The 13,113-nt window shown below is 53.5% G+C and carries 7 protein-coding genes and 2 pseudogenes; all 9 read right to left on the reverse strand.

Going from position 1 to position 13,113, the window contains the following annotated elements; genetic code table 11:
* Positions 1-114 precede the first annotated feature (114 nt).
* Positions 115-918, reverse strand: a complete 804-nt coding sequence (locus ACVOLQ_RS01425) for a DUF6708 domain-containing protein (protein ID WP_481526800.1) — start codon at positions 916-918, stop codon at positions 115-117.
* 255 nt (positions 919-1,173) lie between these two features.
* A pseudogene (locus ACVOLQ_RS01430) lies at positions 1,174-1,396 on the reverse strand (transposase); the annotation flags it as partial.
* Between the two features lie 124 nt (positions 1,397-1,520).
* A complete protein-coding gene (locus ACVOLQ_RS01435; protein ID WP_481526801.1) occupies positions 1,521-2,627 on the reverse strand; it encodes a hypothetical protein in 1,107 nt (368 codons plus the stop codon).
* A 284-nt stretch (positions 2,628-2,911) separates the two neighbouring features.
* Positions 2,912-4,022: pseudogene (locus tag ACVOLQ_RS01440) on the reverse strand (IS3 family transposase).
* 82 nt (positions 4,023-4,104) lie between these two features.
* Positions 4,105-4,911, reverse strand: a complete 807-nt coding sequence (locus tag ACVOLQ_RS01445) for a DUF6708 domain-containing protein (RefSeq protein ID WP_481526802.1) — start codon at positions 4,909-4,911, stop codon at positions 4,105-4,107.
* Between the two features lie 810 nt (positions 4,912-5,721).
* Positions 5,722-6,771 (reverse strand): DUF6708 domain-containing protein, encoded by a 1,050-nt coding sequence (locus ACVOLQ_RS01450; RefSeq protein WP_481526803.1) that lies wholly within the window; start codon positions 6,769-6,771, stop codon positions 5,722-5,724.
* A 3-nt stretch (positions 6,772-6,774) separates the two neighbouring features.
* Positions 6,775-9,507, reverse strand: a complete 2,733-nt coding sequence (locus ACVOLQ_RS01455) for a T6SS effector BTH_I2691 family protein (RefSeq protein WP_481526804.1) — start codon at positions 9,505-9,507, stop codon at positions 6,775-6,777.
* 1 nt (position 9,508) lies between these two features.
* Positions 9,509-10,354 carry a DUF4123 domain-containing protein gene (locus tag ACVOLQ_RS01460; RefSeq protein WP_481526805.1) on the reverse strand — a complete coding sequence of 282 codons (846 nt, stop codon included), beginning with the start codon at positions 10,352-10,354 and terminating at the stop codon, positions 9,509-9,511.
* Positions 10,351-13,098, reverse strand: coding sequence for a type VI secretion system Vgr family protein (locus ACVOLQ_RS01465; protein WP_481526806.1), 2,748 nt, complete (start codon positions 13,096-13,098; stop codon positions 10,351-10,353). The genes ACVOLQ_RS01460 and ACVOLQ_RS01465 overlap by 4 nt, the downstream gene beginning before the upstream one ends.
* Between the last annotated feature and the right edge of the window lie 15 nt (positions 13,099-13,113).

Consider the following 13,113-nt stretch of genomic DNA (forward strand, 5'->3'; position numbering starts at 1 on the left):
AAGTTAACGGGCAGGCGAGAATCACGCAGCAATCTCTTCCTTGAAACCGGTTCATCTAGAGACCGCCACGACCATTTGGATAAATTTTTTGTACAGGGAACGGAGGTTAAAAAGTCAACGTCGGCGCTTCGGATTTATGCGGGAATCCACATCATATAAGTCACCCTTATCCACTACGTTCATCAATTCCACGTCACTCGGCCAGCGTGGAACCTTACTTCTCTGCATTGCCAACCACCGGCCCAGCGAAGTTAGCGCAACAAAAGGCCAAGCCAAAGAACCAAACAACGCAACAACTGGGTCTGGGTGTCGGAAGTTTGATGCTAGCACCTCATAACCTATTCTGAATGACTCTCTTTTTCCATCAATAGGCAACGCAATTTTCAAGTAGGGAGCAACAGAATCCGGCCCCTCCTCCATGTACCGCCTAAAGAACTCCCAATGACAACGTAGTTTTCGCATACCCTCATCGCTACCCGAATCATTGATTCCTAAAGCGAACGTCTCCTTTATCGTCTCACCGTCTTCGCCGACTACATGGCCGCGAATTTCCCAAAGTCGACCATCAACGCCCAATGTAAAGAAGATACTATCCCAATTTACTTGGAGCACACTCCCATCCTTACGAAAAACAAAAACATCACGACGCGATCTATTAAGTCGGATAGGATAGTGGGTATAGTACGCCCATTCAAATCGACCCAAAAAGAAAACAGCAACTGCCATTAGGAGCAGAGTCGGGACCGCAAATGCACCAAACGTTGATACGCCCTTTCCACCGCGAACCGATTCAATCTCCAGCCAACCAAAGCCCAGTGAAAACGAAACTAAGACGGCAATCCAAATAACAACAAACGCAGTAAACACCCCCTTCCAGCTGTAAAATTTATCAACAACCTCCAAGTACGACGAATTCATTTTTATAATCGTAAGGTCTGGATAAGGAGTTACATCTCCCAGCCTCTTACCTTTGAAGAGCTGATTCCGCCTATCTGTATCGCTAAGCTTACTGTTAACCGAGAAAGGTCGACCCGGCATTATTCCGCGGTAGTACATAAAGAGATTCCTATAGCTGATACTCTCGACTCTCAACGTCGACATCCTCATAACGCTCAGACGTCAAACGCCCCCAATAGCAACGTTCTAGCCAAGCGTGCTTCGAGTTATCGCCATCAGTTCGGCATACATCCGCTTGAGGTTCGCGTACTCAGCTTCAACGTCTCGGAGCCACTGCACATCCGACGCTTCCATGCCACCGTACTTGGACTTCCAAACGTAGCAAGTCGCATCGGAAATGCCAAGCTCACGGCAGACATCTTTGACCTGCCTGCCCTCCAGCCTCAACCTGCTTCATCGTCGTAACGATCTGACTCTCGGTGAATTTGCTCTTGCGCATCAGCGGTCTCCTTGGGGCTAGTTTGCCCGGGGACCTCTAAGAATGCCTGGATCAAGTCTACGGACAGGCGACACTCGGCTCCAAGGTTGCGTAACTGCTATGCACCGACATTATCAAAACAGTTCTAGTTGATCGCCACAACTGCACTATCGGCGCCAAGTATCAACATAACCGACTTCAGCGCTATTGCACCCCACAACACTCCGCCAAACATCATCGAAAGCCAATAGAGCAACTTCTCCGCAGGTTGCAATCGCGACGGTGCTTTGATCTTGTCCTGAAGCGATGCTGGCATTGGCTCCGCAATGGCATCGCGCGCCTTCCCGATCTCGCTTTGATCAAATCGCAGAACACGACCGGTGCGCGTTCCCGCAATTGTTAATATCACCAAAGGCCAGAAAATTGCCGTCCAGAGCGGAGTAAGCAACCACATCCAACGACGGGACGCTTCAGAGCGTTCATCCCAGCGCGGGACACCAATCCAACCGTTAAAGAAACCGTAGCGGTATGCGTCCCAGAACTTAGGGCGGACACCTGGAATCAAATGTATATCAGGCAAACCTTCCCAGTCACCCTCCATATACCTCGCCAGGAACTCATATGTGGCTAAACAATCGTATAAACCCAGTGCGTTCTGCAGCAAAATTTGCCGGCGGGCATTGCGTCCGTCTTCAGTAGGCTCAATTAAATGAACATTACAGGACGTTGATGCGCCCACAGAACTTACGCTCGTCACAGGTTCAATGTAGGGCCTAAGACGCTCCCAATCGGCCTCAACACGAGCACTGCCCTGCAACTGAACAACCTTACGTTCTTTACGAAGCGCTAATAGCGGAAAGCCAACCACTTGCCGCCTCAACGATTTGATGACTGCAACATTTCCAGTACCAAAGAGGAGAAACCCCAGAACGCATACCGTCGTTATAAACCAGTCTCCGCTCCCCTCTCCAATAATCGCCAAGAAGATCCAATTACCAAAGAATAACATCGTTATCGAAAGCAAGACCACCAGGAGAATAAGAAACCCATTAGCCGCACCACTAGCTGTCCCTGCAGGATTCAATATCGCAAAATCTTCATTAATCTCCAGGACGAGATCAAAAGACCTACCGTAGCGCCCCTTTAATGGCAGCGGATACATCGCGCTCCGCCCCTTAACAGACATCAACCCTTCTTCGCCGATTTCAACCCGCTCCGCTGGCCGAGCCAGTTTGCGCTCCTCCGAAATCATACAGAATCCGCCGCAGCAATCATCTTCCTCAGTCCATCTGGAGCTGGAACATTAAAATTAGGCCGGCCGTCAATCTCTGGCATATACATAACATCGATTGCAACTGCAGACAACATGTCACGCGAATACCAAGCCATCCATTCCACGCCGCAAAACCAAAAATCCAACGGCAAAGTACTCGCTCTGAACGGCAAGTCGTTCGCCGCTAACCTGCACCTGCCAAAACACCCATATCATCCCAGCCGCAAACGCCAACATCAGTGCAATTGTCGACTCCCCGTAATTCAATGCCAGGCTAAATTAGAGGTTTCCGGTTCATAGTACTGACGAAATTCGGCGGGTGTCAGCCCGCCGAGGCTGTCGTGAGGTATCTCGGTGTTGTAATCGGCCAACCACTGCTCCGCTTGTTCACGTACTTCGGCGAGATTACGGAAGACGTGCAGATCCAGCACTCCACGTCGGAAGCTGCCATTGAAGCGTTCGATGAAGCCGTTCTGCATCGGTCGTCCTGGTTCGATGAAGTCCAGCGCGATGCTCCTGCGCTCGGCCCATTCCGCCAGCGCCAAGGCGATGAATTCGGGACCGTTGTCCAGGCGAAGCTTTGCGGGATAGCCGCACCACGCCGCAGTTCGTTCCAAAGAGCGGATGACCCGTGTAGCCGGTAAATTGAGATCAACTTCGATGGTCAAAGCCTCGCGGCTGAAATCGTCGATTACCTTGAATGTCCGGAACCGTCGCCCATCCCAAAGCGCGTCGGACATGAAGGTCAATCGACCAGCTGCCGTTGATCTACTCAGCGGCCACCAACGGCATCGGATGTCGGGTTGGAATACGCTTCTTTCCTCGTCGACGCTGATTTAGCTTCATAAGGCAGTACACACGCCAGACACGCTTGTGATTCCATACCATACCGCGGCGACGAATCAGTTGAAACAGCTTGCCGAAGCCGCGCTCCGGAAAACGCTCGAAGAGCTCGGCCAATAGCGCGATCACCTCTTCGTCCCGATCCGGTCGATGACGGTAGCGTGCCGTCGACCGTGGCATTCCAATCGCCGCACAGGCCCGGCGTTCGCTCCAGCCGTGGTGGTTCTGGAACCAGGCCAAGAGCGGGCGCTTATGCGCCGGGTCTACAGCTTTTTTTGCAATCAGATCCTTCAACGCATGATTCTCCATCGCCAGTTCGGCGTATATCCGCTTGAGCTTTGCGTGCTCAGCTTCAACGTCCCGCAACCGCTGCGCGTCCGAAGCTCCCATACCGCCGTACTTGGACTTCCAGACGTAGTAAGTCGCATCGGAAATGCCAAGTTCACGGCAGATATCCTTGACCTGCCTTCCAGCCTCAACCTGCTTCAACGTCGTAACGATCTGACTCTCGGTGAATTTGCTCTTGCGCATCAGTGGTCTCCTTGGGCCTAGTTTGCCCGGAGACCTCTAAGAATGCCTGGATCAAGTTTACAGGCAGGCGACAGAGGGATTGCTAGTTACTAAGTGATTCGTTACCCACGGCCTCCGGCCATTTAACAGCAGGAGAAAAGCGCATCGCAAAATAGTGCGCAACCCCCATCGGCAAAAATAGCCAAAATGTCAACAGAAGAAACGGCAAATTAAAAGACCAATCACCTGCCGTCATTCGACCACGCATTTTCTCTCCATCTTTGGTTGGGTCAAACATGCGCATATAGTGGAACAAGCTGCGCCGAAATGTTACGTCTTGATTTCTAGGCTCGCAAGCAGGAACAGCCGACACGCCGGACTCCATGTATTCAACACAATAATCCCAAGCATCATGCATCTCTTTGGTAGTTGGCCAATTACCCATCAATTGAAAACATCCGCTCACATCAGAGCGCCCTCGATCTATTAACCAAAGGGAAAACCTCTGCATATAGACCTTGCCCGTGAATCCCTTATAACAATATATCTTGGCATCAACATCACTCCAGTCGAAAATCTTTACAGTCACAGGCCACCCCCTAAATGGATTCAAGCTATAGGAATGTTCATAAACATAGATTTTCTTAAGAGCCCTATTAAAACGAACTGGCCGATCACTCGAAATACCAAGATCCGTTTTTAATAACAGAAAAACAATCCAAGATGCACCTAGCAATAAAACTGGAAAAACAAAAACAACAGCAATAACTTCCCTATCCAACGGGAAAGCAATTTTTATAAGCAACAAAAAACAAGCGAAGAAACAAAAAAGACCTAAGATTGCGAACAATAAAGGGCCGCCCCGCATAATTATCGAAGACCTTGATATCTCCAAGACAACGTCATCCATTCTGTTAACCAACTCGGCGGGCAATTTCGAATTTCTTATATACCCAGCACAACTTCCTGGCAAATTCTTGACCCAGCGACCAGGGATCAAATTCGAGCCATCTTCTCCGGAAACCATCAATCTTCGTCCTTTACTTCAAGAGTAGCCCGGGCATCATCATCGGGAAAATCTGGCCAGCAGAGGGGCCTGGCTTATTGCTGGTCCTTGCGAACGGAAGTGATGTGCAGATCCCAGCGAATCGCCAGATCAGGTTCTTGATGATCCGAAAGCCCTCAGTATTGCTACGGATCGGCAGCCAAAGCTCGTACTCCTTGCTGCACTCATGGGCGATGCTTCAACCGGATCAACTGGTCAATCGCGCTTTGGTCCATCGCTGGGCCGCCAGCGTCGGCGACGATTTCTGCTAGAAATTCTGGGACTCGGGATAGATCGGTCGCGCGAAATTTTTTGCCTGGCTGTAGCGATCGGCCGTCTTCTTCCATGTATTTTCGTACATGTTGCCATGGAGCCAATTGCGTGCTGTCGAAGCCGTAAGCCCAACGTAATCTACCGACAGTCTCCATACCGTCTCGTCCGTTACCAGAGATAACACCGTTCACGCCACACCTGGAGGCCCTATAGATATATTGTAAGAGCACATTACTACGCCACTCCACGGCTAACTACTTCTTCGCCGACGCCAACCGATTTTCCGTAGCGGGTCAACCTCGGACCCGCAGCTAAATAAATTGATTCGAGTAAACTTTGCACCGATCTGGTTGAGCATCACTAATCGGTCAGTTTGAGGGATCGCGCATACTTACGAACTCCTTAAACGACGGCCTTTCCATAGATTTGTGCTTTCAAATCTGCGTCCAAGGCTTTTGCCTCCCGCACTGATTCGCTCCAATAGGTCATCATCGCCTCTGCCGTGGGCCCCTGTTTGACTCGCCCAAATACTGCCGGCGCCTTTAGGCCATCGGCTTTACCACTACGAGACCTGCAATCCGCGAGCACGGACTCTGGCCAAACCGGCTTACGACAAAGCTTCATCGTCAAATAGCGCGATATTGCCCAAGGGAAAGTTATCGGAAGACCTAACAGAACCATTCCCTGACCAGAGGAAGATATATGAATGATGAAAGCATTTCGAAAGCTTGGCTCTACAGACGTGAATAGTTGCAGCGGCGGAAACGGCAAAGCACCAGGACCAGACTCCATGAAGCGCTTGATCATCTCCCAGCTAGCCAAAGACACTCCAAGACTGTCCCCACTATCAGAACCCACGGCAAAAGTGTGAACCACAATTCCGTCACGCATTATATTACCGCGCAGGTCATAAGTATGACCCTCGTCTGGTCCAACAGGTTTGTCTCGCCCGATATAGAAATAAACATCCTTCCAAGGCACGGATATCGCGCGACGCTGACCACCAACAAACACGTGGACCATCCCCGTCTCTCGATTGAATCTTATTGGATAGTATTGATACCTGAAAATATCCCGGCCTAGCAGCATCCAATACGCAAATCCCGCACAAAACAGGCACAACAAGACCAGGAAGCCGACAGCATAGTACTCAGCCTGTGCAACTACTCGTTCACCGTCAATCTGCACCTGCCAAAGTGTCCACATCATCCCGGCCGCAAATGCGAGTACGAGCGCAATCATCAGCGCACCCCACATCGCCGCCCAACCACGATAGTCGAAGTGCCTATCGACATACTCCATGTATGTCGAGTTTATTGCTATCAACCCCTGATCAATTGGCTTCGAAATCTTGAATGAGCAAAGCTTATCAAATCCAGCGGCAACCTCGTAATCGGACAGAGGACGCTCAACCTTGTAACGCTGGGCCAACCACCCCGCAAACTGACTCATAACTTAACCCTCAGCCGGCATCAACGCATTGTAAGCAGTTTCCTGATCCTCTACGGATTCAAAACGGCCATGATTATTCACACCAAATGGGGTTTTATCTATCCACACCTCGATCTTGTCGTCGCGAACTAGATTTATCAACCATTCCCCCAACATACTCAGAAGTCCAAGAACGAGCAGCACAACGAAGCCCACCCCGACAGTAAGAACGCCAGCGAGCATCAAGACGCTTACCACCACACCGGACACCGCAGTGACACCATAGAAGACGGCCATAGGAATATCACCTTTTCTTATAGCATCCATAGCCTTCCATCCGTCAACAACAGCCCCCAAAATACCCCCAACCACTCCAAAAACGCGTGCATAGAAACCAATTGCCCCAGCTCGAGTAGCTACACGCGCAGCCCCAAATCTGATCTCGTTTTGCAGGGCGGCTCTACCCCACTGCGTCTTCTCCAGGCCAAGTCCAGCGAGCTCAACACTTGTCGCGACGAATCCCATCAGGGCGGAGGCCATAGAAAGGCCCCTGCGGAGCGCTGGACCCTCGGACGTGACGTCAAGCTTTCCATAGGCATCGCATGTGTTCCACGCGTCTAATACAAGACCAACCACACCGAGACGTACATCCAAGCTCACCCGCGGCCCCATATGCTGGGATGTCCGATTCTGAACCATAGACCTTATTTGGTCTTCGGTCATCAAGAGGTTCCCAAGAGCACCTGGGCTACCCCCTCTAGCGGCACTGATGGCACGTTGATCCCAAAATACTGCCCATTGAAAAACTTTTCGGCCTCGCGCATTCCGCTCGCCAGTAGCCGTTCGCGCCCCACTTCGCTCACTTAGTTCCTGTCGCAGGTGCTGATCGATCCGTGCACGTAACTGCTGTTTATCTATGCCCGGCTGTCCTTGACTCAATGCCTCAGTGAGAAAATGCGCCATCTCCCTCTCTGAAGCCTGAATCCCAATGCGTTCGATTCTCTTTCCAGATAAAACCCCCAAGAGACCCAACATGTTGTTTCTCGTTGCAGCCGTAATGGCAACGTTGACACTACCTCGTCTAAGCGCAGATCCAACTTTAGAAAGGCAAGTGACAATCCCTCCGGATATTTTGTATACCAAGCTTGCGACCAGCCCTAACCCTCGTTGAAGTTCCTGAGGCTTCTCCCGCCCCCGAGCCAGAACATGACCATATGCCTTGAAAAGGTTGGACCAAGCTCCCGGGTTATCCGCTAGCGACTTTGATTGCTGTTCAATTACCTCAGCCGCAAGACTGTCGTTCAGAGTCAAGGCGCGCATTGTTACATTTTTCAGATCGGTAAAACGTCCAACTAGATCTTGAAGGACCGCCGCCTGAATGGCGTCATGCCCAACAATCCCGTCCAACGAGTTCTCGACGATCTCTGTCAGTCGCATCGAGCTATATGAGACTTCATCGTGGTGATTACACGCAAGCCAAGACCTAAACACATCGTGCCTATACCACTTGACAAAACTTAAAGCCAAGGGCGTTATGTGCGCCACTGTATAATCATGCATCTCCTTCTCGAGGTTGGACTCAAATGCCTTCAGCGCATCATCATCGTAATCATCTCGATACCTCTTCCACGCAGAATCGCGGGCGTTCCTATCTTGCTCTGGCGTCAACTCATCCGGAATTTTGGTCACACCGGCTGCATAGAGTTCGATAGCTGCCCGGCCTGTGTATACTCTCGACTTTACGGAACTCAATTCTTCAGCGGCGGCTTGGTCTTCGATAGCCTGTCGCATGCTGTGAATAGCAACCGCACTTACCTGTTTCCAAGCCCTATCATTTTCCTCCTCGAAATCACGCGCTTTCTTGCGCATTAGCGCAGACAACTCTTGCGTGATTCCCGCCGGATCATTAAGTGCCAGCATCATCGGCCGCCCAATCGAAGCCGACTTCTGCAGCCAAGCCTCCATTCCAGGTATATCCTGCTTACTCCTGCAGAAAGGGAGGAATGAGAAATCAAATCCGGGATTCCCGTATACGGTGACCCCTTCAATAACGGACGAAACAACCCCGTCGACAAGAATTGGGCTCCCTGGCACTGTCGGTGTAGAATTGCTCGAAGCAACGAACGGAATATTGGTTACGCTGCTTTGCCTAGGCAGTTTGCCGAATTTAAATTCGCTCACCTGTGCAGATGCATCGAGCGCACTGCCCGCGTGTTCAATTATCTTTCCGCCCAGCCAGTTCTGCACGTTTACGCAGCGCATGTGCTTTCGACGTTCGGCAGCGGTCCGATTGCGCTTCAGCACTTCTGCAGGCCAAGGCGCTTCGCTAAACCCGAACCACACATTACCCGCACGTTTAGGATCTGGAATGGTTACAAACCTTGCAACCTGAGAGTCCGCCATTCTGGCGCAGCTTGGCTCGAACTCCTCGCGAGGCGGTGGAACACCATGAGGGTCGAACTCAAGCAGATAAGAATCGCTTGTTACTTGGAAGCCCTTCCATTCACCCCTGACTTCATTGAATACATAGAGGTACCCATAGCGGGCAAGCCTAAGCGTATAGTGTGCCTCGCCGTCAGGAAGTGAGATTGCAGATACCTCCTTGCCGAAGCTTCCACTCAATCGAGGGCCCTGCCAACTATCTTTCACGTCCGAGCGACAAATCGCATAACGCACTGGCAATATGGGCAAACCCACCTGATCACACACATCGCATTTCTTCGCGGGATCGCACGACTGTGTTGGCCTACGTTCCATGCTATCTAGCTCCGTAACTTTCATAAATGTTCAATGATTGTGCATGCATATGCTCAACCAGATTTGTCACAATGCTGCGATATGCCCCGGGATCGGCCTTAGCAATATCTATCGCTTCTCGAAAAGCGAGATTTTCATGAACTATCGGCGACTCGGAGATGGAGATATAAGCAAAGGCCTCTAGATCATCAAAATCTGTCAGACCGAAACTTCGCGCGCGCTCGATCTCCTTATAGATACGTTGAGATAGTCCTTCTGGCCGCCCCAGCTGTTCGACATCAACGTTAAGCCGCGCAACCACACGATTTACCGAAGCCAGCGACGCAATAGCTCGAAGTTGCGCAGCATCGAACATCAACGCTTCATGCGACAGACCCTTACCAGCGTACGAAATCCAATCCATCCCCCCAGCCAATGGCGCGGTCCAACGAACAATAGGGCCCAGCAGGGAGCTAAGTTGTGCTTCGCTCAATATCCAAAGCAGGCACTCCCAAACCCGTGGATCGTAGTAGCGGAAGAGCATTTTTTCGCCTTCAATCTGTCTTACCATGACTCGTGAGAGATGACTTCGTAAACGCGCGTGGCTCTCTTGACTAGCTATCAACGCGGAGAATGGGCTCTGCTCATGAGAGTGAGCGTACTCAACAGTCTTATCCAGCGCATGCAACCTTTCATCGGTAGACATGTATCTGAGATCAATCAGGTAAGGGAAGACCTGCTGTTGAGCTCGCAGTTCCGCAGGCACAAGAGGAGTACCGGGCCACAAGCGAGCCACGCGCCTATCCATTTGCAATGGATTTATAAGAGCAAACTGATGCTCATTGAAAAATCTGTGATCCAGCCTCATACCGCGCGCCCAAGTGGAACAAAACCTGCTCCGGAAACCTCCGCTGCACGGACGCGATATTCACAAGCCTTATGAGAGCTTTGCGGAACAGTGGTTTCTGCTGTCACACCAGCCGGCCCCACCCAATCCCGCTGGCTTGCCTTGAACTCAATCTTCCCGGGCGCGCCCAGCTCGATGTTGTCGCCTTCAATCCGAATGTAAGCACCGGCCGCCGTAGCCAGCAGATGCTTGCTGGGCGCCGCCATCTCGACATCGGCTTCCGTGCTGGCGATCCGGACGTTGGTTTTCGCGGCGATCGTGGCTTGGTTCTTGTGCGCCCTTGCACTCACCTTGCCTTGTGCCGCGTGCAGGGCAATCCCTCGCTCCTGATTGGGGCTTTCCTTGCTGCCTTCGCTGCCTACCGTGTACAGCACCAGACCTTGCGCGACTGCCAGGCTCAGCGAGCCCTGCGTCATCCAGTTCAGGGCAACGCCGCTGCTCAGCAAGGTGTGGGTGCCGCTTACCCAGGCTTGGTCGGCCGGGGTCAGACTCATTACGCCGGCTACGCCGCTGCCGAGCAATACCGGCGCACTCCAGCCGGGTGCTTCACCATCGCCGCCATTGATGCTGCCGGCGCTGCTGCCGCTATGCGTTGCTTTGAGCTGCTCCTGCAGCTCGGCCAGGGTTTGATCGATGGGAAGTTCGGCAGGATCCTTGGGCAGCTGCGCTGTTTGATCAGTTGCGGAGTCGGCGAGACTCTTGAGCAGGTCGTGGCCTTGCTGCAGCTGTGCGATGGCTTGTGGTGCTGCCATCTGCGGCGTGCCCTCCTCGGTTGTCAGCAGCAGACCGCGACCGGCACGCAGACTGCCGTGTGCCTGGGTTGAAAGCTCGACGCCGAAGCCGCGCTCGCCTTCGCGCACATTGTCGTCACCGCCTTTCAGATGTCCGAGGGTGAGCGTTGTGTCGTGCTGCGTTGTCGACAGCTGTGCACGGCCTTGTCCGGGGGTATCGTCGAAGCGCAGCTGCTGGTAGCCACCGGTGCCGCTTTGGCTTTCTGCCAGCGCCTGGCTCTTGAAGCCGGTGTATACAGCGGCGTGGTCGTTGCCTTCAAACCATGCAGCGGCATTGCCGGTGGCGTTCGCGCCAGCGCTGTTCAACTGATTGTGCTGTGCATCCTGCTGACCGCGGCCGTTGTAGAGCGCGCCAACGATAACCGGGCGATCGATATCGCCCTCCAGGAAGGCAACCAGCACTTCCTGACCGCGCCGAGGCAACACTACCCCGCCCCAGTTGTCGCCGGCCCAGGGGGTCATTACACGCACCCAGGTCCAAGCGTTGCCGTCGGCGGGCGCGTTGTCGTCCCCCGCAGGGTGCGATAGACCGTTGCTGGCATTGCCACCGCGCTGCCACGGAAACTGCACTTTGATACGGTGGTCACGGTCGGACAGCAATGGATCGCCGTCGCTGACCACGATCGCGCTCAAGGTGCCTGTAATGCTGGGGCGTGGATGCAGGTGCACGCCGTGGCCATCCTCGGTCTGTGGGCGGTAACTCACCTCGGCCGGAATCACCGCGAACTGGTTGTCGTAGTAGCCTGTGTCGATGTCATTGCGTTCGGCAACTATGCCGATGCCTGCCAATGCAGTTGGCAGCGCCAAAGTGCGCTGGTTGATCGGACCCAGTGTCTGCTCCAGTGCATCGAATACATCGGCGTCCAGGTTGTTGCGCGCCTGGTGCCGCACCGAGATGCAAAGGAATGCTGCGTCACCGGGCACCTGCGGATGCTGCGACAGTGCCAGCTTTGCGCCGGCGGCGAGCGCGCGCCATTGGCCCGCCCCCTCGATCAGGTGCGCGCGTACCCGCAATGCATCCAGGTGCTGCTGTGCGCGGCGCTGGCCGCGGGCGTTGTCCTGCCAGCCATAGGGTCCGCTGGTGTCCTGATCGACGATACCCAGATCGCCGCCCTGCTCCGCTTCGGCGCTCGCTTGTCGACGCTCGAGGCTTCGGTAATCCCAGGTGGCGCGCTCCACTTTCGTGGTGCACCAGCTGCGGCCTTCCTGCCAGTTCTGGATCGCATCGCTACGCTCACTCTCATTGCTACGGTGAAAGCGAACGCTGCCAAGATCGGTGACATCGTGCGCGTGATCGGCCAGCACCAGACTATGTTTGCCGAACGTGGATGCATCTGCATCGCCTTCGTGCTCAAACCAGAAGAAGATGCCCTCTTCGGCCAGCAGGCGCTGCACAAATGCAAGGTCGCTCTCTTGGTACTGCGTGGTCAGGCTGCGTTTGGCGTATTGGCCAGCATCCGTAAGCGCCCAGCGCCACTCGGGTGCCAAGCTGCCGTAGTCGGCGAAGATGTCTTCGACGATCTCGACCACCGTTTTGTCATGGAATACGTAGCTATCCACGCGCTGCGACAGGAACGCCAACCACGGTTGCAGGCGCAGACGATAACGGGCAAGTCCACCATTGCTGCCAATTCGCTCGGCTGCCGTGATGCGGCCATGTAGCGGTCGATGGCTGCCATCGGCCTGCTGGAGCTGGAGCAGTGCCGGCTTGCCGATCAATGGCTGCAGCTGCAAACCTGCATCAACCGAGAGCGCAGTGATCGTCCATTGAAAGCCGATGCCATCGATCTGCTCGATGCCATCCAGGGTTTCCGCAATCAGCACATCGCTGCCCAGCGCGGTATGCAGCCGCAGGAAGCGCTGTGTCTGTGCGGGCCCGGCCAAGGCCGCCAATACATTGTTTACCAAATCCATGGTGGTGATCTGCCT

Source organism: Stenotrophomonas sp. STEN031 (genome assembly GCF_056759975.1).

Bases quoted from the DNA above. Each gene is read 5' to 3' on its own strand.
- ACVOLQ_RS01455 (WP_481526804.1), bottom strand. From the start codon at position 9,507: ATGGAACGTAGGCCAACACAGTCGTGCGATCCCGCGAAGAAATGCGAT.
- ACVOLQ_RS01445 (WP_481526802.1), bottom strand. From the start codon at position 4,911: ATGGATGACGTTGTCTTGGAGATATCAAGGTCTTCGATAATTATGCGG.
- ACVOLQ_RS01465 (WP_481526806.1), bottom strand. From the start codon at position 13,098: ATGGATTTGGTAAACAATGTATTGGCGGCCTTGGCCGGGCCCGCACAG.
- ACVOLQ_RS01450 (WP_481526803.1), bottom strand. From the start codon at position 6,771: ATGAGTCAGTTTGCGGGGTGGTTGGCCCAGCGTTACAAGGTTGAGCGT.
- ACVOLQ_RS01460 (WP_481526805.1), bottom strand. From the start codon at position 10,354: ATGAGGCTGGATCACAGATTTTTCAATGAGCATCAGTTTGCTCTTATA.
- ACVOLQ_RS01435 (WP_481526801.1), bottom strand. From the start codon at position 2,627: ATGATTTCGGAGGAGCGCAAACTGGCTCGGCCAGCGGAGCGGGTTGAA.
- ACVOLQ_RS01425 (WP_481526800.1), bottom strand. From the start codon at position 918: ATGAATTCGTCGTACTTGGAGGTTGTTGATAAATTTTACAGCTGGAAG.